This window comes from Kribbella sp. NPDC050124 (genome assembly GCF_044460355.1).
Lineage (GTDB): Bacteria > Actinomycetota > Actinomycetes > Propionibacteriales > Kribbellaceae > Kribbella.
Window position 1 is genome coordinate 137,231 of record NZ_JBITJU010000011.1, and the last position, 19,417, is coordinate 156,647.

Annotated in this window: 20 protein-coding genes and 1 pseudogene; 13 read left to right on the forward strand and 8 right to left on the reverse strand. The window is 68.2% G+C overall.

Going from position 1 to position 19,417, the window contains the following annotated elements:
* Positions 1-15: 15 nt before the first annotated feature.
* The 6 genes from ACIBL3_RS25095 to ACIBL3_RS25120 all read left to right on the forward strand — a co-directional run bounded on the left by ACIBL3_RS25095 (position 16) and on the right by ACIBL3_RS25120 (position 5,399).
* The gene (locus ACIBL3_RS25095; protein ID WP_396355975.1) at positions 16-1,143 is read left to right on the forward strand and encodes a tyrosine-type recombinase/integrase; all 1,128 of its coding nucleotides are present in this window, start codon (positions 16-18) and stop codon (positions 1,141-1,143) included.
* Entirely contained in the window at positions 1,136-1,489 is a 354-nt protein-coding gene (locus tag ACIBL3_RS25100) for a helix-turn-helix domain-containing protein (protein ID WP_396355977.1), read from the forward strand. The genes ACIBL3_RS25095 and ACIBL3_RS25100 overlap by 8 nt, the downstream gene beginning before the upstream one ends.
* A gap of 378 nt (positions 1,490-1,867) precedes the next feature.
* Positions 1,868-2,947: a hypothetical protein gene (locus tag ACIBL3_RS25105; protein ID WP_396355979.1), complete on the forward strand. Its 1,080-nt coding sequence runs from the start codon at positions 1,868-1,870 to the stop codon at positions 2,945-2,947.
* A gap of 206 nt (positions 2,948-3,153) precedes the next feature.
* A complete protein-coding gene (locus ACIBL3_RS25110) occupies positions 3,154-3,537 on the forward strand; it encodes a VOC family protein (RefSeq protein ID WP_396355980.1) in 384 nt (127 codons plus the stop codon).
* 16 nt (positions 3,538-3,553) lie between these two features.
* Positions 3,554-4,183 (forward strand): GNAT family N-acetyltransferase, encoded by a 630-nt coding sequence (locus tag ACIBL3_RS25115; RefSeq protein WP_396355981.1) that lies wholly within the window; start codon positions 3,554-3,556, stop codon positions 4,181-4,183.
* A 154-nt stretch (positions 4,184-4,337) separates the two neighbouring features.
* Positions 4,338-5,399, forward strand: coding sequence for a MarR family winged helix-turn-helix transcriptional regulator (locus tag ACIBL3_RS25120; RefSeq protein WP_396355982.1), 1,062 nt, complete (start codon positions 4,338-4,340; stop codon positions 5,397-5,399).
* 165 nt (positions 5,400-5,564) lie between these two features.
* Here the strand turns inward: ACIBL3_RS25120 and ACIBL3_RS25125 are convergent, their stop codons facing one another.
* Positions 5,565-6,170 carry a dihydrofolate reductase family protein gene (locus ACIBL3_RS25125; protein ID WP_396355983.1) on the reverse strand — a complete coding sequence of 202 codons (606 nt, stop codon included), beginning with the start codon at positions 6,168-6,170 and terminating at the stop codon, positions 5,565-5,567.
* 333 nt (positions 6,171-6,503) lie between these two features.
* Between ACIBL3_RS25125 and ACIBL3_RS25130 the strand changes: the two genes are divergently transcribed.
* The 4 genes and pseudogenes from ACIBL3_RS25130 (at position 6,504) to ACIBL3_RS25145 (ending at position 8,685) form a co-directional block, all read left to right on the forward strand.
* On the forward strand, positions 6,504-7,130 hold the full coding sequence (locus ACIBL3_RS25130) for a hypothetical protein (protein WP_396355984.1): 627 nt from the start codon (positions 6,504-6,506) through the stop codon (positions 7,128-7,130).
* Complete coding sequence (locus tag ACIBL3_RS25135) at positions 7,127-7,621, forward strand: hypothetical protein (RefSeq protein WP_396355985.1); 495 nt, start codon at positions 7,127-7,129, stop codon at positions 7,619-7,621. Before ACIBL3_RS25130 ends, ACIBL3_RS25135 begins: the two co-directional genes overlap by 4 nt.
* A 242-nt stretch (positions 7,622-7,863) precedes the next feature.
* A pseudogene (locus ACIBL3_RS25140) lies at positions 7,864-8,217 on the forward strand (LLM class flavin-dependent oxidoreductase); the annotation flags it as partial.
* Between the two features lie 30 nt (positions 8,218-8,247).
* Positions 8,248-8,685 carry a hypothetical protein gene (locus ACIBL3_RS25145; RefSeq protein WP_396356110.1) on the forward strand — a complete coding sequence of 146 codons (438 nt, stop codon included), beginning with the start codon at positions 8,248-8,250 and terminating at the stop codon, positions 8,683-8,685.
* A 16-nt stretch (positions 8,686-8,701) separates the two neighbouring features.
* On the opposite strand, the gene ACIBL3_RS25150 is transcribed toward ACIBL3_RS25145, so the two are convergent.
* The gene (locus ACIBL3_RS25150; RefSeq protein WP_396355986.1) at positions 8,702-9,163 is read right to left on the reverse strand and encodes a VOC family protein; all 462 of its coding nucleotides are present in this window, start codon (positions 9,161-9,163) and stop codon (positions 8,702-8,704) included.
* Between the two features lie 122 nt (positions 9,164-9,285).
* Between ACIBL3_RS25150 and ACIBL3_RS25155 the strand changes: the two genes are divergently transcribed.
* Together ACIBL3_RS25155 and ACIBL3_RS25160 are read left to right on the forward strand one after the other, a co-directional pair.
* Positions 9,286-10,119 carry a metalloregulator ArsR/SmtB family transcription factor gene (locus ACIBL3_RS25155; protein ID WP_396355987.1) on the forward strand — a complete coding sequence of 278 codons (834 nt, stop codon included), beginning with the start codon at positions 9,286-9,288 and terminating at the stop codon, positions 10,117-10,119.
* Positions 10,116-10,715, forward strand: coding sequence for a dihydrofolate reductase family protein (locus tag ACIBL3_RS25160; RefSeq protein WP_396355988.1), 600 nt, complete (start codon positions 10,116-10,118; stop codon positions 10,713-10,715). Before ACIBL3_RS25155 ends, ACIBL3_RS25160 begins: the two co-directional genes overlap by 4 nt.
* On the opposite strand, the gene ACIBL3_RS25165 is transcribed toward ACIBL3_RS25160, so the two are convergent.
* Entirely contained in the window at positions 10,716-11,864 is a 1,149-nt protein-coding gene (locus ACIBL3_RS25165) for a LuxR C-terminal-related transcriptional regulator (RefSeq protein ID WP_396355989.1), read from the reverse strand.
* Between the two features lie 155 nt (positions 11,865-12,019).
* Here ACIBL3_RS25165 and ACIBL3_RS25170 point away from each other — a divergent pair, with 155 nt between their 5' ends.
* Entirely contained in the window at positions 12,020-13,417 is a 1,398-nt protein-coding gene (locus tag ACIBL3_RS25170; protein ID WP_396355990.1) for an FAD/NAD(P)-binding protein, read from the forward strand.
* A 32-nt stretch (positions 13,418-13,449) separates the two neighbouring features.
* Here ACIBL3_RS25170 and ACIBL3_RS25175 read toward each other — a convergent pair whose 3' ends face one another.
* From ACIBL3_RS25175 to ACIBL3_RS25195, 5 genes are all read right to left on the reverse strand, one after another.
* Positions 13,450-15,825, reverse strand: coding sequence for an ATP-binding cassette domain-containing protein (locus ACIBL3_RS25175; RefSeq protein WP_396355991.1), 2,376 nt, complete (start codon positions 15,823-15,825; stop codon positions 13,450-13,452).
* Between the two features lie 84 nt (positions 15,826-15,909).
* Positions 15,910-16,314, reverse strand: a complete 405-nt coding sequence (locus tag ACIBL3_RS25180; protein WP_396355992.1) for a VOC family protein — start codon at positions 16,312-16,314, stop codon at positions 15,910-15,912.
* Between the two features lie 5 nt (positions 16,315-16,319).
* Complete coding sequence (locus tag ACIBL3_RS25185) at positions 16,320-16,757, reverse strand: helix-turn-helix transcriptional regulator (RefSeq protein WP_396355993.1); 438 nt, start codon at positions 16,755-16,757, stop codon at positions 16,320-16,322.
* A gap of 41 nt (positions 16,758-16,798) precedes the next feature.
* Complete coding sequence (locus ACIBL3_RS25190) at positions 16,799-18,370, reverse strand: twin-arginine translocation signal domain-containing protein (RefSeq protein ID WP_396355994.1); 1,572 nt, start codon at positions 18,368-18,370, stop codon at positions 16,799-16,801.
* Between the two features lie 70 nt (positions 18,371-18,440).
* Positions 18,441-19,400 (reverse strand): saccharopine dehydrogenase NADP-binding domain-containing protein, encoded by a 960-nt coding sequence (locus tag ACIBL3_RS25195; RefSeq protein WP_396355995.1) that lies wholly within the window; start codon positions 19,398-19,400, stop codon positions 18,441-18,443.
* Positions 19,401-19,417 lie beyond the last annotated feature (17 nt).

A 19,417-nucleotide genomic window follows, 5' to 3' on the forward strand; every position in this document is an offset into this window, starting at 1 on the left:
CGGCGGCGAGGTGTAATGGACGGCATCGTTCCGGGGTTTGTTCCGAGGCTGCTGAGCGACCCGACCGTCGGGCTGTTCCGCGCCGACGAGCGGGTCTTCGACGCCATGCTGGACGGCTGGCGGGCGCAGATGCTCGCCCGAGGTCTGACGACCGCGACGATCGAGAACCGCTGCCGCCTAGTGCGCCGATTCCAGGAGTTCACTGGCGAGTTTCCTTGGCAGTGGCGTCCCGCGGACATCGAGGACTTCCTGGCCGAGCGCCGCTCCGGCGAGAAGCCGATCAGCCTGACCACGCTGCGCTCGGACAGCAACTCGGTCGCGATGTTCTGCGCCTACCTCACGCACCCGGCCTACGGCTGGACCGACTTCTGCGAGCGAACCTTCGGCGATATCCCGTCACAAATCTGCTTCGACTGGAACACCCCCAAGCACACCACCGACGACGCGGTCCCGGCTGGGCGTCGTGCGTTCACGAAGAGGGAGCTCCAGCGGCTCTTCGACTATCTGGACGATCTCGTTGATCGCGAGCACGCCGTCGGTTCCAAGCGCTGGCTCCCGGTCTATAGAGACTCGATCGCCTTCAAGCTTTGCTACGCCTACGGGCTCCGCCGACGCGAGCTGACGATGTTGGATCTGCACGACTTCGGTCCCAACCCGCATGTCCCCAACTACGGCATGTTCGGCGCCGTCATGGTTCGCTGGGCGAAGGGGACGGCAGGCTCTGGACCTCGGCGTCGGACGGTGCTGACGGTCCCCGAGTTCGACTGGGTCGTGCCGATGCTGCAGACCTGGACCGCACCGGGACACCGCGACCGTTTCACCACCGCCGATCGCTCCGCTGCACTATGGCCGAGCGAGCGCGGCGACCGAGTCACCCTCGGCGCCCTCGGCGACGCTTTCGCGGCCGCACGTGACGCTGTGGGGCTCCCGAAGGAGCTCGGCCTGCACTGCCTGAGGCACTCCTACGTCACGCACCTCATCGAGGCCGGCTACGACCCCACCTTCGTTCAGGCCCAGGTCGGGCACTCCTACGCCTCGACCACCAGCCTCTACACGTCGGTCTCGTCCGACTTCAAGCAGAAGGCGGTCCAGCAGATGATTGCTGGTCGTATCGCCAAGACCGAGGAGGCCACCGATGGCTGAGCAGCGCCGCATCGGCTTCAACTGGAATCTGCGCACGATCATGGCCCAGCGGAACCTGTGGAAGACCACCGAGCTCATGCCGCTCCTGAAGACCCGCGGGATCAACCTCTCCGAAAGCCAGGTCTACCGCCTCGTCACCGGCACCCCGGAACGAATTCCGGCACGGACCTTCGCCGCGTTGTGCGACATCTTGGACTGCACACCCAACGACCTGTTCGAGCCCTACGTCGAAATGCGGGCCGCCGCCACAGCAAACGCTCCTAAGCGCAGCGAGGACCTGGGGGTCCGACCAAGCGACCCGATTGCACATCGGGTGCGCCTGGTGCCACCAGACGAGGATGAGTAGGCCCCGCAAGGCCGAGGACCCAGTCCGCTGGCCCGTCCCCTGCAGCCGTTGCCGCCAGCACCACCAGATCGTGGCCAACTGGCCCGACGGCGGCATCTGCGGCTACTGCTACCAACAGGCCAAACGGACCCGCGGCGCCTGCCGGTGCGGGCACGAGGGCGTCCTTCCCGGACTGGTCGACGGCCAACCCGCGTGCAGGCGATGCTCAGGCCTCAAGCTCAATGTCGACTGCAGACGTTGTGGCGCTGAGGACGAGCTCTATGACGGCGGAAACTGCTGGAGCTGCACCCTTGCATCGGCCGTCGACCTCCTGCTCACGAACCCAGCGACCGGATCGATCGCGCCCGAGCTCCCCCGCTGGCCGGCGCACTGAAATCGATGAGACGAGCCAACAGCGGACTCACCTGGATCCGTCAAAAGCACGTGACCGAGTTCCTCCAGACGCTCGCTGTCGCACCAACGGTGACGCATGAGGCGATCGACTCTCTGCCGTCGTCACCCACTCGCGAGTACGTCCGCGGTCTTCTCGTAGAGCACGACGCACTCCCCCGGCACGACCTTTATCGAGTGCGCTACGACGAGTGGGCACGGACCGCGCTCGAGCGGCTCAGCGACCCGGTGAACCGCGACGTAATCCGCCGCTACATCCGCTGGCAGCATCAACGCCGGATGAACCAGATGAACCAGGTCACACAAGGCACCTTCCTGCGCAGCAAACAGACGGTCACCGTCGCAATCGACTTCCTGAACTGGCTCACCGAGCACGCCGTCGAGCTTGCCGAACTCCGGCAAGAGCACCTCGACGCATGGCAGGCGACAGGGCCGTCGACCCGCCTGGTCGCGGACCGATTCCTCCGCTGGGCCATCAAGACCCGACTCGTCACTCCCGACCTGAAAATGCAGCGTCACCGGCGTGGGACGAGCCCGCGCATGGATGCCGCCGATCAAGAGGTCGTCGTTCAGCGCGTCGTCCACACCGACGAGCTTCTCCCGCGTGATCGCGCTGCGGCGATCCTGGTCCTCGTGTTCGGCCAACAGGTGGAGGACGTCGTCGGACTGACCTGGGACGACGTGAAAGTGACCGACAACCTCATCACTGTCCAGGTTGGTGCCCTCGAGATCGCGCTACCCTCACCACTTGACGAGCCCTGGCGACGGTTGGCTGAACGTCCTGGCCACGACCTGACCGCGGCCCACCCGGCCAGCAACTGGGTCTTTCGCGGTCACTTCCCCGGCCGTCATCTCGGCTCCGCGCACCTGCGAGCACGGCTCCGCAACATCTTCAGCACCCGCGCCGCACGACTCGGAGCGCTGCACGAGCTCACCAAGCTCGCACCCGTCGCGATCCTGGCCGAGGCGCTTGGCTACTCACCTGCCACGATCGAACGACATGCCGTTGACTCGGCAACCGCCTACGCCCGATACGTCGCTGCCGTTCACGAGGGACCAGTCACCTGATCCGCCATCGCTCGGCTGACCGGCAGGACGTCGCAATGCTGCGACCCCGGGGCTGCCGCGGACGGGTTAGCCGGCCGCACTCATCTGCCCATGAGCGGGTGTCCCTGCAGCTCTACAGGACGATCCCTTTGCTGCTACCGGTGGCGTCTAAGGTCACGCATAACAGCGCTGGCCACGCGGGTCAGCCTCGACCCGAGGACCTTCGCATGGACGTGAAACACCGAATGATCGTGTTCGACGCCGCGGACATTGACGCGGAGAGCGCATTCTGGGCGGGACTGCTCGGCGGAACAGTGGTTGAAGACGGCACACGCTGGCGCAACATCTGGGTCGATGGTGAGTGGCAACTAGGTGTCCAACTAGCTCCAGACCACGTCCAGCCCGAATGGCCTGACGGCACCCCGCAGCAGGTCCACTTCGACTTCTACGTTGTCGGCACCGAAGGGCTTGATGCCGCCGACGATGAGGTGATCGGCTTGGGCGGTCGACTGCTGAAAGCTGCCGACGATCGTACGGCCGCGCGAGGGGTTCAGACCTATGCCGACCCTGCAGGCCATCCCTTCTGCGTCTGCTGGCTGCCCGCCGAGTAACACCGAGAGGACTCCGATGCCCGTCGACCGTGAGAACACCCCCACGGGACACGATCCGCACGCGGAAGTTCAGGTGGTCACCCCCGACCGCTGGAACGACCTAGTCCAACTGTTCGAGCGCAAAGGCCCACGCGGCGGCGTTCCGATTCCGGGCTACTGCTGGTGCATGCTCTGGCGAGACGAGCAAGGACCGGTCGACCGCCGCAAGGCAGCGCTGAAGGCCACCGTCGATCGAGGCCGCCATCCCGGGCTCGTCGCCTACATCGACGGCCGCCCGGTTGGCTGGGTCGCTGTCGCGCCGCGCGAGGACCACAGTCGGCTTGAACGGTCTCGGAAATACGGACCTGCTCCTGGCGATCACGCAGTCTTCGCCGTCACATGCTTCTACGTCGACCGCGAGGTCCGCGGAACCGGAGTTGCTAGCGCGTTGCTGGACGCAGCGATCGACTATGCACGAGAGTCGGGCGCCACAGCTCTTGATGCGTTCCCCAAGACGAGCCTCGCGCCGCACGCGGCAGCCAGTCGCAGGGCTGAGGAGAACGACAGCTGGATGGGACGCCTCGCCTCCTACGAGGCGCGGGGATTCGTTACGATCCGCGCCGCCGGCGCCAGAACCGTCATGCGTCTGAGGTTCGACGCGAACTGACAGACGTGCTGCGCTCCACAGCCGAAGATCGCAGCGCTGCCGCAGTGAGGCCGCTCAGCCACCTCGCCACTCCCGGCTCATCGACTCCCGTGCCTGCCAGTTAAAGTATGGAAGGTGCATTCGGCTGTCGGTCGCCTGCTCCTAGCATCACCGCATGACCAACAACAGGGCCCTCGGCGACGATGCCTGCGACTCGCGGCGGGAGCTTGAGCCTGCTTTGTCGACTTTGCTGGCGCAGGCGCTGATGGCGTACCGGATCGAGTTGGACAACGAGTTCGAGGGACAACTGGCGCGGTCGGGATTCCCCGGGTTCAAGCTGCCTGTCGTGTTCTGGCCGCTACTGCGCCACGTAGACGACTCGGGGACGACGGTCGTCGCGCTGCTCGAGCGGACAGGTTGGACCGAGAAGGATCTGTTCCCGATGATCGGCGGCGTGGAGCGGTGGGGGTACGTCGAGGTGCGGCTGGAGACCGATGCGCCGATCCGGCGACCGCCGAGGGACGGGTACGGCAGCAGTCGCCGGCTGCGCGGCACCTCGGTGCTTAGCCCGAAGGCTGTCTGTCGCCGCGCCAAGGAACTCTGGCCGCCGATCATCGCGGCGACGAACGATCGGTGGACGGAACGCTTCGGCCGGGACGCGATGGGCGAGCTCCGAAGTTCGCTTGCGGTAGTCACGGGCATAGCCGCGGAAGGTTCGATCGCTGATTCGCTCGCGGCCGCGCTGCAGGCCTTTACGCGGGAGGTCGAGACGGATTCGCCGCTACCGATGGCGATCGCCGCGAATTTCCTGCCTGCGCTCAGTGCCGACCCGATCCGGGTCCGGGAGCTGCCCGGGCGGACCGGGGTGACCGGCCGGCCGGTGATCCCAGCGCTCGGGGCGCTGCAACGGTCGGGACTGATCACCGTACGTCCGGCCGAAGCGGGCCGCGGCAGGGTCGTCACCCTGACCCCGGCAGGGCTGCGAGAGCGTGACGCCTACGCCGAGCGGGTGGCCCAGGTCGAACGGACCTGGCGTGCCCGGCATGGTGCAGCCGTGATCGAGTCCCTGCGCGGCACCCTCGAAGCGATGAGGTCCCGACTCGCCGACGGCCTGCAGCCGCCGGACGGATGCTGGCGAGCAAGCAGTGAGTACGCGGCACAGACCAAGGCGATCCTCGATGACCCGCGATCAGCCCTACCCCGGCATCCCGTCGGCCCCTGGCTCACCACCAGCTGACCATCGGGCAGCCCGGAAGGCGCCCGCCGGGTGCCGAAAACATCCGGCGAGTGTGTCAGAGCGACACCACCAACTCCCGGTTCATCAACTCCCGTTCCTGCCAGTTGAATCATGGGAGTAGAAGTACGGCGGCGATGGCGTTTGACACCGGCAGACGGGGCGACATCACGTGGGGGCGCCGAGCGGCGGGTGGTCGAGCACGCGGGGCTTGTACTCGACCAGCTGGATGCGGCCGTCGAAGGTGCGGTGCTCGATCATCTCGAGGGCGACGTCCGGATAGCCGTCGTAGATGCGTTCTTCGCCCGTGGCCCCAGTGATCACCGGGAACATCCCAACCCGGAAGCGGTCGACGAGTCCGGCTCGTAGCAGGGACCGGCACAGGCTGATGCTGCCGATCGTGCTGAGGAGCCCCGAGCCACTGGCCTTCATGGCGCGGACCGCCTCGACGGCGTCGTCCCGGACGAGCGTGGAGTTGGCCCACGTCAGTGGCTCCTCGAGTGAGGAGGAGAACACCACTTTGGATGCTTGCGTGAGCTCGTCGACGGACGCCTCTTCGTCGGGCCTGAACTCGTCTTGGCCACTCGGGACCTCGCCGGCGGCGAACCCCGACATCAGGCGGTACGTGTTCGCTCCCATCAAGTAGGTGACCTTGGGCTGTTCGCCGAGCCATGCGAGGTACTCCGGTCCCTCGAGGCCCCAGAACCCGGGCCACCCCTCTCCCGATGCGTAGCCGTCGAGGGAGGTGATGAAATCGACGAGAAGCTCCGACATGACGGCGTCCTTCCTAGGCTGTCACGGCCTTGGACCGGCCGGGCCTGCTCCACTTCGGCATAGCGCGACTCTACGACCCCGGAGCTGCCACCTGCACGGCCTCATCCCCCAGCCATCGAACACGGCGTACTCCCCCAGTAGTCGGTCGTTGACACGGCGGCTCGGCCCCGGCACGATCGATGCACGGCGTTGCCGACGCCCAGCCTCCTGAGGACCTGCCCCAGCCGGGCCCTCGAGAAGGCGAAGGGGATTCTGCCCTCAAGGCTGCTGCCATCCAGGCCTGTTTCGAGTGCCACTTCGCTGGGGGAACGGGGCACGTCGAGGAGGCTTGTCATGACCAAAGAGGGCAGTTTCAAGCGCGCCGTTCGTCAACGGGCACAAGCGACCGGATTGCGGTACACAGAGGCCCGCGCCGCGCTGGAGAAGGGCCGAACGTCGCCGTTTGCGCGAACTCGCCCCGTCGAGTTCGCGGACCTGAGGAAGCACCTCGAGACGCGATACGGCATTCGCATCACCTCGATCGCGCCCATCGACGACGACCCCGAGACGCGGCCGAGCGGGTCCTGGGTCGGCCACTACCCCTGGACGCTGGTCGTCAAGCGAGAGGACGGCCCGCCCTGGATCGCTCGAGTCTTCTCGTCGGCAGCGGACACGGTCGGCCGTGTCGAGGGCGATGCGGAGATCCTGCGGTTCCTGGCCTTGCACGACTTGCCCGCGGAACGGCCCGCGCACGACAGTCCGGTGTCGGTGTTCGAGGGAAGCGGCGTGATCGTGACCGAGTACGTCGAGGGCGGTCGCCCGACCCAGTCGCGGCGGTGCTCCACGAGCTGGCGAGCCTGCTCGGCCGCCTGCACAAACTGCCCGCGGCCGGTGGTGCGGTCGGGCGGGACGGAGGTTCGGAGGAGCACGACGGCGCCTTCTTCGCGGGACGACCGAAGCAGGATCTCGCAGCGGCGATGAGCTTTCTGGTGAGCGTCGAGGACGCCGTCACTCCCGGAGGTCGCGAGATGTTCGAGTGGCTCCGCGACAAGGTCGAGCACGCCGACGACGCGGAAGGCCTGCCCGAGGCGTTCACCCACGGGAACTACCACGCATGGGCGGCCGTCGGCAGTCCGGGCAACCTCGCCATCGTCGGTTGGGCAGGGTCCGGGCGCGGACCTCGCCTGCCCGCCCGCGCCTGGCTGCTGACGACCGCGGGCGAGGGCGACGGCGAGGGCATCGACGCGGTCGCGCGCGGGTATCGCGAGCACATCCAGCTCACCGGTGAAGAGCTCGAGCGGCTGCCCGGCGTCCTGGCCATGCGACCGCTGTGGCTGGCCTGCCTCGACTTCCGGCAGTCCGCTCGCAACGGGTCCACCCCGCCGATGGACGAGGGGTGGATCGGCTGGCTCGCGCGCCCCGAGCACGCCGAACGACTAGCTGCCCAGGCGATTGCGTCGTTGCGAGCCTGAGTTACGCGCTGCGCGCATGTCACGGGCTCGCGGCAGAGGCAACACTGCCGCGAGCTCGGTCAACGGCCGGCCGGAGCGGTCATGGCGAACCCAGCAGGAACTCCCGCTGCGCCAGCAGCCGGCGGTACAAGTTGAGTCACCGGAGAAACTTCGTTGGGTTTGGGTTGGGTTGTCGGATTTTGGGTGGTGGGTTCGTGGATAGGGCAAGCGGACCGAACAAGAGTCCAGACTCAGGGAGAATCATGGTGAACGATCAGGCCAGGCGAGTGACCAGACCATTTCGATTCGGGGTCGTTGCGCCGATCCGGTCCGACCTGCCGACGTGGCGGGACCGCGTGCGACGCATCGCTGACAGCGGTTACTCGACGTTGCTGATGCCCGACGTTCCTACGTGGCAGCCAGCCATTGGCCCTACGCTGGCGACCGCGGCCGCGCTCACTGACCTGCGGGTCGGCTCGTGGGTCTATGCCGCCGCGTTGCGCCAACCATGGAGTACAGCATGGGAGGCCCATTCGCTCTCAGTACTCACCGAAGGCCGTTTCGAAATGGGCATCGGCGCCGGCCGGCCCGGGATCGAAGTCGAGCTGGGGCTGCCTGCCGTCTCCCCTGCTGAGCGTCGTGCCAGGATGCGTGAGACCGTGGCCGCGCTGCGTAGGTTCGATGGGCCCGATCTGCACACGCCGGTTGTCATGGCGGTGAGCGGACCGAAGTCGCAGGCGTTGGCGCTCGAGGTCGCTGACGGAGTCACGTTCGTACTCGGACCGGACACTGATCGGGTCGAGACCACGACCCTGGTGCGCGACTTTCCTGGGGACCGGGACCTCGAACTCGGCCAGCACGTCGCCGCTGTCGGTGACGGTGTCGCTCCGTTCATGGCGCCGCCCGACCTCGACACCGCGGCGCTTCGCGCGGCCGACTCGCTCGTCATACTCCCGAGTGATCCCGCGGCAGCCGCCGAGGAAATCCAGCGACGTCGCGAGGAGATCGGCTTCTCCTACTTCGTCATCGGCGCCGACTTCGCCGACACCCTCGCGCCGGCCGTAGCCAAGCTGGCCGGACAGTAGGCGCCGATCGGGCGCGTCAGTCCAGGCAGAACTCGTTGCCTTCGGGGTCTTGCATGGTGATGAAGCCGGCTTCCATCGGGGGCGCAGGCTCGACGCGGTAGCCGCGGGTTGCGCCGAGACCCTCGAGGCGGGTGCATTCGGCTTCCAGGGCGGCCATGCGATCGTCGCCTGCGAGGCCCGGGGCTGCGCGGACGTCCAGGTGGACGCGGTTCTTGGCGGACTTGCCCTCCGGGACCTGCTGGAAGAACACGCGCGGCCGCTCGCCGTCCGGATCCTCGATCGCGGACCTGCTGTTCCATTGGTCTTCCGGTACGCCGATGCGCTCGAGGAACTCGTCCCACGCAGCCAGCGGATCGGCGCCCTCGGGAAGCTCGACGCCAGGCGGACCGGGATGAACGTAACCCAGGACGTCGCGCCAGAAGGTCGACAGTGCCCGGGGGTCGTGGGCGTCGAAGGTGATCTGGACCTCGCGGCTCATCTGGTCACTCCGTTCGTTGCGGCTCCGTGAGAAGCCACCCTCCCATCCCCGACCGACAAGTTGGCGGATCGCTCGGAGCTATTCCTTGACACGAATATTCGTCTCAGCGAATAATCGAGCTCATGGACGGAGTATTGAGCGCCTTGGCGGATCCGGCGCGGTGGCGTCTGGTAAGCCTGTTGGCGGAGCGGCCGAGGTCGGTCGGCGTACTGGCGGAGCTTGCGCAGGCGCGGCAGCCGCAGACGACGAAGCACCTGCAGACGCTCGAGCGGGCCGGGATCGTGATCTCGCAGCGGACGGGGCAGCGGCGCATCTACGCGTTGCAGGCCACTCCCCTGCGGGATCTTGCGGCCGCACTCAGCCGGCTTGCCGACACTGTGGACCAGCCTGGCGGCGCGCGTACGGCGTTCGACCGGCACGGGCTCAGCCTCGAAGCGGAGCGGCTGGCCGCTGCGGCGCCGGGTTGGGCGGACGGCCGGTCGTTCGGGTTCCATCGTTCGCTGGCCGGCGATCCCGAGCTGGTGTGGCGGCATCTCACCGAGACGACGCTGCTGACCCAGTGGTGGACGCCGGACGACCTGCGCGTCTCCGAGCTGGTCTTCGAGCCGCATCCAGGTGGACGGATCGTCCTGGAGTACCGCGACATCGAGGACACCGCCGGCACCGACCAGGTCGCCGGCCGCGGCGAGGGAACCGTCGACGAGGCACAGCCAGGGGAGCGCCTCTCCTACCGCCTCTCCCCCACGCTGCCCGACGGCACCATCGCCTTCACCTCGCAGGTCGACTTCGACCTCCGGCGTACCGACGCCGGCACCGATCTGGACGTTCTGTACCGCATCACCGACAGCACAGTCGACTCCGCGGACTTCATCGCGGGGATCGAGCTGGGCTTCGGTCAGAGCCTCGACAAGCTCGTGGCAACCCTGCAAAACACCGACATCAGGAGCAAGAAATGACCGAGCAGACCAGCGGCCGCCGGGTCGTGACCAACATGAGCCTGTCCATCGACGGCCGGTACGCCAAGACGGATCCGCTCGACATGAGCTGGGTGCTGCCGTACGCCGTCACCGACGTCGCACGCGACCACATGGTCAGCCTCTTCGAGCCGGCCACGACTGCACTGCTCGGCCGGGTCAACGCCGAAGGCTTCCTGGGCTTCTGGCCCACGGTCATCGGCATGGAAGGCGCCGACCCGCGCGACGAGGCGTTCGCCAAGTGGCTCGTGGACACCGACAAGGTGGTGCTGTCGTCCACCCTCACTGAGGCGCCTTGGGAGCGTACGACGATTGTCGACAATCCAACTGTCGACGTAGTGAACGACCTCAAGGCGACCGAGGGCGGCGACATCGTCGTCTTCTCCAGCGCGAGCGTCATCAAAGCCCTGCTCGCCGCCGACCAGGTCGACCGCCTGGCCCTGATGATCTTCCCGATCTTCCTAGGCGAAGGCCCCCGCCTCTTCGACGAAGCCCTCCCGGCAACTCACTGGACCCTCACCAGCCAAACCACCGGCCCAGCCGGCGAGATCGCCCTGATCTACGACCGAAACCGCTGATCAGGTTGGCTGGTTGGGTCGGGGGCGGCGGGTGATGGCTGGCGAGTGGCCTTGGGCTGCGACTGAGGTGGGCTCTGGCAGCGCCGGCCAGTAGTGCTCGGTGAAGAGGCGGCCCACCAGTTCGCCCCGGGTGGACACGTTCGCCTTGGTGAAGATCAGCTTCAAGTGGTCGCGGACGGTGTGTGGCGAGATGAACAGCGTCGAGGCGATCTCGGTGGTGGTCATTCCGCGGGCTACCAGTTGGGTGATCTGGAGTTCTCGGGGGGTCAGGCCGTAGGCGTCGGCGATGAGGACTGCCAGATCCGCCGGGGTGGCGGGCTCGATGACGAGCGCGACGGGGCCCGGGCGGCCGCCGGGGCCGTTGAGACAAGAGGCATGACAAACCAGCCAGCGGCCTTCGGTGGTGCGTAGGCGGACTCGGGCGTTGCCGTGGTCGCGGCCGCCCGCGATGGCCCGGGCCTGGAGCGCAGTGCCGATAACCCAGATCGGTAGCTTCAACCCAAGGGGCGAAGGAAAGCTGGGACCTGTCGGCAGGGTCGAAAGGTGATGCCTGGCCTCTTCGTTGATGGAGGTGGCCGCGCCGGTCTCGTCGAAGAGGATCAGGCCGGGCGCGGGTGAGTCGGTGCGGGGCGCGGTCTCGCTGGGGCGGGCGAACTCGCGCAACCGCTCGGCGAGCGGTCGGGACAGGCCCGCGAGCAGCGCGATGTCGTCCGGACCGAAGGCGTCCGTGGTGCGGAACAGGCTTACGAGTCCCCACGGCCGATCCCCGATCCGCAGTACGACGCGCAGCTCGTCGTACACGCCTTGGCCGGCCAGCAGGCGGCGGAAGCGGGCGCTGCGCGCGGGCAGATCGCCGGTCGCCGCGCGCAACCCCGCGGCCGGTACGGTCGCCCGGGCAAGATCCCGGAACGGTACGACGTTCTCCTCGAGCAGCTCGCTCTCCCAGTAGGTGGCGCAGCCGTCTCCGGAGCCGAGGTTCTCCACCAGCATCGGCGCCGTGATCAGGCCCGTCTCGGGGTCCGAAGCTGTCCACACGGCCGAGTGGAACGGCATCCGGCGTCGCAACCCCGCCGAGACGCGAGTGAAGAGGTCGACCCCGTCAACGGCCCGTTCGGCAGCCGACAGGACCGCACCGTGGCGATCGGTCATGCGCATCCCTCCGGCGACCAGTGTGCCTGGTCCCCCAGCTGGCACCACCCCTCATTTGAGGGGGTCACCCGGTGCCGATCGCCCGTCCGCGCGGGATGGGGATCGCCGCCGGCGACGGCGAAGGTCGATACCGACGCCAACCGGAGAGGAACACCATGGACATCGCGATCGTCGGAGGAGGCGCGGCGGCTGTCGGCCTGCTCGACGCGCTGGCTGCCACAGCGGGTGAGACCGGCACGATCAGCGTTTTCGAACCGTCGCCGTACCTGTGGCGAGGGCGCGCGTACGGCCCGGACCTGGAGTCGGTGCTGGTGAACGCGCCGCCCGCCATCATGTCGATCCGGAGCGGCGACTTCGAGCACTACGCCGCCTGGCTCGGTGATCGAGGCGCTGAGCACCTGGATGAGTTGCTGGGTCAGCCGTTGGTTCCGCGGGCGGTGTACGGCGAGTATCTGGCGGATACGGCTGAGAAGGCGATGGCTGCCTTGGGTGAGCAGGGGTGGCTCGTGCGCGTCGTGCCGGCTCGGGTGACCGAAGTCGTCCGCACCGAGGGTCGCCTGGCGGTGCGCACGCAGGATGGTGAGGAGCACGAGGCCTCGCGGGTGGCGCTCTGCGTGGGCGGCGGAACTCCCCCGGATCTGTACAACCTCGCGGGTACGGAAGGCTTCGTCGCCGACCCGTATCCGTTGGCCCGGACGCTCGACGGTGTGCCGGTCGAGAGCGACGTGGCGATCATCGGCAGCGGGCTGACCGCTGTGGATGTCGTGGTCTCGCTCGCCGCTCGCGGACATGCGGGACGAATCACGCTGCTGTCGCGAAGCGGGGTTCTACCGCACGTCTGGCAGCGCCCGAGCCAGCGGCGGCCGCAGTACCTGACCGTCGAACGAGTGGCCGGCCTGGGGCAGGTCACGCTCGATCAGCTCGTCGAGCTGTTCCGGGCGGAGCTGGCGGGTGAGGACTTCGACGAGTTCGTGGCTGAGCTGCTGCGCACCGAGACTGAGGATCCGGTGCAGCGGCTCCGGCGGCAGCTCGCCGCGGTCGACGACTCCCGGATCAGCCGGCGGGTTCTGCAGGAGACTGCGCACACCGTCGGCCCGTTCGCGTGGCGGCTGCTGCCGGAACCCGATCGGGCGCTGGTACGGCGTCATCTCCGCACGGCAGCCAGCGTGGCATCGCCGATGGTTCCGGTGAATGCCGCGATCCTCATGCGGCTCCTGGACGCCGGCCAGCTCACGCTCGTGTCCGGCCTCCGGTCGATCGAGGTTGTCGACGGGCAGTTCCGGGCTCACAGCAACGAGCTGACCACCGCCCAGGTCGTCGTCAACGCCGTGAACCCGCCGCCGCAGGCGGTCCCGGCCATGAGCCAGGACCTCGTCCAGTCCCTCACGCAAACCGGTCTCGCCACCCTGCACCCGTCCGGCGGCCTGATTCCCGCCGACCCGAGAGTCCACGTCGTAGGAGACTTGGTCGGCGGCGGCTCCTTCATCACCTCGAGCATCCCCGGCGTAGCCGCCCAAGCGACCCGAGCCGCCGATGCCCTCTGCACCCCATGACACCGGTCGGGCGGCGTACGGCGGGACGTCCGTCAGGCGACGTAGGTGGCCAGGTGTTCGCCGGTGAGGGTGGATTTCTTGGCTATCAGGTCGGTGGGGGTGCCTTCGAAGACGACCTTGCCGCCGTCGTGGCCGGCGCCGGGGCCGAGGTCGATGATCCAGTCGGCGTGGGCCATCACGGCTTGGTGGTGCTCGATGACGATGACCGACTTGCCGGCGTCGACCAGGCGGTCCAGCAGGCCGAGGAGTTGCTCGACGTCGGCCAGGTGCAGGCCGGTCGTCGGCTCGTCGAGGATGTAGACGTCGCCCTTCTCACCCATCTGCGTGGCCAGCTTCAGCCGCTGGCGCTCACCGCCGGACAGTGTGGTGAGCGGCTGGCCCAGCGTCAGGTAGCCGAGCCCGACGTCGGCCATCCGGTCCAGGACCTTCTGGGCGGCCGGCGTCCGGGCCTCACCGTCGGCGAAGAACTCCACAGCCTCGGACACCGGCATCGCGAGCACCTCCGCGATGTTCCGTCCACCCAGCGTGTACTCGAGCACCGACGCCTGGAACCGGCGCCCCTCGCACTCCTCGCAGGTCGACTCGACGGTGGCCATCACGCCCAGCTCGGTGTAGATGATGCCGGCGCCGTTGCAGGTCGGGCAGGCGCCCTCGGAGTTCGAGCTGAACAGCGCGGGCTTCACGCCGTTGGTCTTGGCGAACGCCTTGCGGATCGGGTCCAGCACACCCGTGTACGTCGCCGGGTTCGACCGGCGTGATCCGCGAATCGCACCCTGGTCGATCACGACGATGCCTTCACGCCCGGCGACCGAGCCGTGGATCAGCGAGCTCTTGCCGGAGCCGGCCACACCGGTGACGACACAGAGCATGCCGAGCGGGATGTCGACGTTGACGTTCCGCAGGTTGTTGGTGGACGCACGCCGTACCTCGAGCTTGCCGGTGGCGTCGCGGACCGTTTCCTTCAGCTTCGCGCGGTCGTCGAGGTGGCGGCCGGTGGTGGTGTCGCTCTTGCGCAGGCCCTCGACGGTGCCCTCGTAGCAGACCGTGCCGCCGGCGGAGCCGGCGCCCGGGCCGAGGTCGACGACGTGGTCGCCGATCGCGATCGTCTCGGGCTTGTGCTCGACGACGAGGACGGTGTTGCCCTTGTCGCGAAGTTGCAGCAGCAGGTTGTTCATCCGCTCGATGTCGTGCGGGTGCAGGCCGATCGTCGGCTCGTCGAAGACGTAGGTGACGTCGGTGAGCGAGGAGCCGAGGTGGCGGATCATCTTGGTCCGCTGCGCCTCTCCCCCGGACAGCGTGCCCGCGGGCCGGTCCAGCGACAGGTAGCCGAGACCGATCTCGGCGAACGAGTCAAGCAGGTGCTGGAGGCCAACCAGCAGCGGCGCCACGGACGGCTCGTCGAGGCCGCGGATCCAGTCGGCCAGGTCGCTGATCTGCATCGTGCACAGGTCGGCGATGTTCTTGCCCTTGATCTTCGACGACAGCGCTTCCTGGCTGAGCCGGGTGCCCTGGCAGTCGGGGCAGGTCGTGAAGGTCACCGCGCGCTCGACGAAGGCGCGGATGTGCGGCTGCATCGCCTCGACGTCCTTGGACAGGAACGACTTCTGGATCTGCGGGATCAGGCCGGAGTAGGTCAGGTTGATGCCCTCGACCTTGATCTTGGTCGGCTGCCGGTAGAGCAGGTCGTGCAGTTCCTTCTTGGTGTACTTCTTGATCGGCTTGTCCGGGTTGAAGTAGCCGCTGCCGCGGAAGATCCGGCCGTACCAGCCCTCCATGCTGTAGCCCGGGATGGTCAGCGCGCCCTCGTTGAGCGACTTGTTCTCGTCGTACAGCGCGGTCAGGTCGATGTCGTTGACCGAGCCCATGCCCTCGCACTTCGGGCACATCCCGCCGTGGTAGACGGCGTTGCGGACGACGGTCTTCTCGCCGGCGCCCTTGTCGGCGACCATCGAGCCGGTCGCCGTCCGCTTCGGGACGTTGAAGGAGTACGCCGTCGGCGGGCCGACGTGCGGTTTGCCGAGCCGGCTGAACAGGATCCGCAGCATCGCGTTGGCGTCGGTGGCGGTGCCGACCGTGGAGCGGGGGTTCGCGCCCATCCGCTCCTGATCCACGATGATCGCCGTGGTCAGGCCGTCCAGCATGTCGACCTCGGGACGCGACAGGTTCGGCATGAAGCCCTGCAGGAACGCGCTGTAGGTCTCGTTGATCATCCGCTGCGACTCCGCGGCGATCGTCTCGAACACCAGCGAGCTCTTGCCCGAGCCCGACACCCCGGTGAACACCGTCAGCCGGCGCTTCGGGAGCTCGACGCTGATGTCCTTGAGATTGTTCTCGCGGGCGCCCTGGACCCGGATCAGGTCGTGGCTGTCAGCGGCGTGCTGCTCCGGCTTTGTGCTCGCCTTCGGCATCGTGGTCTCCATCCGTCGGGCGGGGGCATGCGTGTGCTGCCCCCGTCGGCGCGTCCCCTGGGTCGATTTAATCAGGTCCGTCGGTCAGGACTGGGCGATCCGGACCATGTTGCCGGCCGGGTCGCGGAACGCGCAGTCGCGGACGCCGTACGGCTGGTCGGTCGGCTCCTGCACGACCTCGGCGTCGGTGGCCTCGATCTTGGCGAAAGTGGCGTCCAGGTCGGGGGTGCCCAGGTTGATGCTGGCGTAGGTGCCCTTGGCCATCATCTCGGTGACGGCGCGGCGCTCGTCATCGGTGAGGCCCGGGGTGGCCTCCGGCGGGTAGAGCACGATCGACACCGGCTGGCCGATCGGCCCGACGGTGATCCAGCGCATGCCCTGGTAGCCGACGTCGTTGCGGACCTCGAAGCCGAGTACGTCGCGGTAGAACGCGATCGCGGCGTCCGGGTCGTTGTGCGGTAGGTAGGTCTGGTTGATGGTGATGTCCATGACGGTCACGCTAGTTGGCGGTCACCGGCGGGCGCTTCTCGATTCCTGATCGGTCTGGTGACCTGTTTGGCCATACACGCCGGGATCCCGTCGGTCGCGTCCGCCTCCTGCTCGCGGTAGACGCTCGGCGGTACGCCGACCAGCTCGGTGAACCGGGTGCTGAAGGTCCCCAGCGACGAGCACCCGACCGCGAAGCAGATCTCGGTCACGCTCAGGTCGCCCATCCGCAGCAGCGCCATCGCGCGCTCGATCCGCCGCGTCATCAGGTAGCTGTACGGCGCCTCGCCGTACGCCTGCTTGAACTGCCGGCTCAGGTGTCCCGCCGACATGTTCACCCCACGCGCCAGCGCCTCGACGTCCAGCGGCTGCGCGAACTCCCGGTCGATCCGGTCCTTCACCCGCCGCAGCAACGCCAGGTCACGCACATCCTTCGCCCCAGCCACCCCAAGATCATGCCACGGCGGCCGCCGATCACGCTCTGTAGTCAGCCGATGTACTTAGCGCCCCAGTTGAGGTAGGCGACGTTGGCCAGCAGCCAGCCGAAGCCGATGGCTTGCTGGCCGTCGCGTTCGGGGGTGGGTTGGTAGCGGTCGTAGAGGGCGAGGCAGTGGGTGTGGACGGCTGGGTCCCAGGGGGTGGCCTGCATCCAGCGGGGTGCCTGGTGGGCTACGGAGGCGGCGCCGAGCGTGGTGCCGGCGACGGTGGTGTGGATGGCGGGGTGGCCGTCGGGGTCAGTGGCGGCGACGTTCTGGGTGTAGGTGCGGGCGAGCCGGGCCATGTCGGCGCCGGTGAAGCCGAGGCGGGCCCGGAACGCGCGGACGGCGAACTCGACGTCGATCGCCCCGTGGCTGATGTCCTCGAACTGCCGGGCCGGCCCACCGGACGGCGTGAAGATCGAGATGTCCGTGTCCGGCGAGCCCGTCTTCACGAAGCCGTCGTACACCTTCCCGCCCATCGGCCAGTAGCGCCACTGGTACGCATCGCCCGCGTCCACCGCCAGCTGCCCGGCGAACATCTTCGCCAGCGCGGCAACCTTCCGCCGGTACTCGCGATCGCCGGTCGCCAGCGCGAGCTCGACCAGCGTCTGGCCGAGTCCGAGCGACTGGTTGATCGGCTGCTCGCACCCGTCGTACGCGAGCGGCTGCTCCTTCGGCCAGATCAGGTACCCGCCGCCCGCCGCGGTCTCGCGATACTCCCAGTCGTGTACGGCGACTGCCTCGCGGCACGCGGTCAGGTACTCGGCCGCCTTCGTCCGGTACCGTCGCTGCAGCACCGGCGAGCCACACACCAGCCGCACGAAGCTCGCGATCGGGTACGTGATCATCCCCGTGTGTACGGCGAAGATCACCGGTTTGGTCAGCATCGGGAACTCCCCCGGCACAGGCACGCCCTGGGACACGGCCCGCGCGGTCAGCTGCAACGGCCCCGGCGCGGCCGCGTAGATCCGGCTGACCGCATAGTCCGGGCTCGCAGGGTCCATCGACAGATCGGTGTGCGTCACCGTCCGATTGACCTGGCTGTTGACCAGCTTGACGGTGAAGGTCTCCGGCCGGGATCCCGCGGTCACGGTGACTCTGGTGTCCTCGGCGTACGGAAGTGCCTGCCGTAGCTCGAGCACCGCATGCCCGTTGCTATCGGCAAGTGTCGTGTAGCCGGTGGTGTACGGGTGGTCCGCACGCCACGCCGGTAGCGACAGGCCGCGGTAGTCGGTGACACCTCGCTGGCTGTCGCGCACCGAGAGGACCTGGTCGACGTTGTCGATCAGCCGGTCCAGGTAATAGGTGTCGCGGTACGTCTCGTACATCCGGACCAGCCCGAGCAGCACGTACGACTGGCTCCACGCGAGCATGCCGGACCGGCCGTCGGCGTTGGTGTTGTCGTTCGGCTGGTCCGGCTGACCCGGTCCGCCCTGCTGGAACAGCCGGTCCCAGTCGTCGAACGTCGTACGGGCGGCGTAGTCGATGTCTGCGGCAGCGAACGCCGGAGCGGTGGAGAGGGCAGACGCGGCGACGACACCGCCGCTCACCTTGAGAAAGTCGCGACGAGTGAGCTGCATGGGGCGGCCTCCAGCTGGACGTGGGCGGTACGTGCTGCAGGGAGGCTCACATCTTCTCGCAGCCAGCGGGTTATGGCAGCTCGACCTCGATGTACGGCGTCAGCGCCCGGAGGAAATCGGCCGCGTCGAACATCGCCCCGGCCGAGGCCACGCCGGTCGTCCGCGTCTGCCCCTTCAGCAGCCGCTGCACCGCCTCGACCGCCAGCGGCGCGGTCACGGCGTAGATGTCCTTGCCACGCGCGACGGCGCGCCGCTCGACCCCATCGGCTCGGACGACGACATCGACGACGAAGCTCTGGTCGGGATCAGCGTCGTCGCGCGCCGGGGTGTCCGCGGCGAACAGGTCGTTCGCGGCCTCGACGGCCATGTAGGTGCGCACGTCGCGTACGGCGAAGTGGCTGGGCACCGTGACGATGTCGGCCATGCTGAACTCGGCGATCACCTCACGGCGGCCGAGCGGCTCGGGGAAGTCCCAGTCCTGCCGGACCGGCTGGTCCTCGTGGTACTCCAGCGCGGAGTTGCGGAAGCGGACCCGGCGACCGGCGCGCCGGTCGTGCGACACCTGGCCGGCGATCCGCGTGCCCTCGGTGGGACGCCAGCTGGACAGCCCGTAGGCCACGTGCACCTCGTCGGCCGCGGTCCGCTCCCCCATCGCCGCGGTTACGAGCAGGTCGCCGAGCCCGCCGAAGAACGCCATCGCCGGCACGACCGGGGTCTCGGCGTTGGTGTGGTCGGCGAAGGTCGACACGTTCGCCTCGATCTCGGCCGCGACGTCGACGTACGGGATCCCGGCCCGCCGCGCCGCTTCGACCAGCGGGCCGGCCGTGGTGGCGAACGGTCCGGCGGCGTTGATGACCGCCTCGGCGCCGTCGAGGGCGCGGTCGAGCGCGTCCGGGTCGTCCACGCTCGCCTGGCGTCCGGCCTCGGCCCGGCGGCCGGATCCGATCGGTGTGTAGCCGCGGGCGGCGAGCTCGGCGACGACGAACCGGCCGGTGTGGCCGGTGGCTCCGTAGACGGCGACTGCAGTCATGATTTCGTTCCTCCGGT

Bases quoted from the DNA above. Each gene is read 5' to 3' on its own strand.
- ACIBL3_RS25095 (WP_396355975.1), top strand. From the start codon at position 16: ATGGACGGCATCGTTCCGGGGTTTGTTCCGAGGCTGCTGAGCGACCCG.
- ACIBL3_RS25100 (WP_396355977.1), top strand. From the start codon at position 1,136: ATGGCTGAGCAGCGCCGCATCGGCTTCAACTGGAATCTGCGCACGATC.
- ACIBL3_RS25105 (WP_396355979.1), top strand. From the start codon at position 1,868: ATGAGACGAGCCAACAGCGGACTCACCTGGATCCGTCAAAAGCACGTG.
- ACIBL3_RS25110 (WP_396355980.1), top strand. From the start codon at position 3,154: ATGGACGTGAAACACCGAATGATCGTGTTCGACGCCGCGGACATTGAC.
- ACIBL3_RS25115 (WP_396355981.1), top strand. From the start codon at position 3,554: ATGCCCGTCGACCGTGAGAACACCCCCACGGGACACGATCCGCACGCG.
- ACIBL3_RS25120 (WP_396355982.1), top strand. From the start codon at position 4,338: ATGACCAACAACAGGGCCCTCGGCGACGATGCCTGCGACTCGCGGCGG.
- ACIBL3_RS25125 (WP_396355983.1), bottom strand. From the start codon at position 6,170: ATGTCGGAGCTTCTCGTCGATTTCATCACCTCCCTCGACGGCTACGCA.
- ACIBL3_RS25130 (WP_396355984.1), top strand. From the start codon at position 6,504: ATGACCAAAGAGGGCAGTTTCAAGCGCGCCGTTCGTCAACGGGCACAA.
- ACIBL3_RS25135 (WP_396355985.1), top strand. From the start codon at position 7,127: ATGAGCTTTCTGGTGAGCGTCGAGGACGCCGTCACTCCCGGAGGTCGC.
- ACIBL3_RS25145 (WP_396356110.1), top strand. From the start codon at position 8,248: ATGCGTGAGACCGTGGCCGCGCTGCGTAGGTTCGATGGGCCCGATCTG.
- ACIBL3_RS25150 (WP_396355986.1), bottom strand. From the start codon at position 9,163: ATGAGCCGCGAGGTCCAGATCACCTTCGACGCCCACGACCCCCGGGCA.
- ACIBL3_RS25155 (WP_396355987.1), top strand. From the start codon at position 9,286: ATGGACGGAGTATTGAGCGCCTTGGCGGATCCGGCGCGGTGGCGTCTG.
- ACIBL3_RS25160 (WP_396355988.1), top strand. From the start codon at position 10,116: ATGACCGAGCAGACCAGCGGCCGCCGGGTCGTGACCAACATGAGCCTG.
- ACIBL3_RS25165 (WP_396355989.1), bottom strand. From the start codon at position 11,864: ATGACCGATCGCCACGGTGCGGTCCTGTCGGCTGCCGAACGGGCCGTT.
- ACIBL3_RS25170 (WP_396355990.1), top strand. From the start codon at position 12,020: ATGGACATCGCGATCGTCGGAGGAGGCGCGGCGGCTGTCGGCCTGCTC.
- ACIBL3_RS25175 (WP_396355991.1), bottom strand. From the start codon at position 15,825: ATGCCGAAGGCGAGCACAAAGCCGGAGCAGCACGCCGCTGACAGCCAC.
- ACIBL3_RS25180 (WP_396355992.1), bottom strand. From the start codon at position 16,314: ATGGACATCACCATCAACCAGACCTACCTACCGCACAACGACCCGGAC.
- ACIBL3_RS25190 (WP_396355994.1), bottom strand. From the start codon at position 18,370: ATGCAGCTCACTCGTCGCGACTTTCTCAAGGTGAGCGGCGGTGTCGTC.
- ACIBL3_RS25195 (WP_396355995.1), bottom strand. From the start codon at position 19,400: ATGACTGCAGTCGCCGTCTACGGAGCCACCGGCCACACCGGCCGGTTC.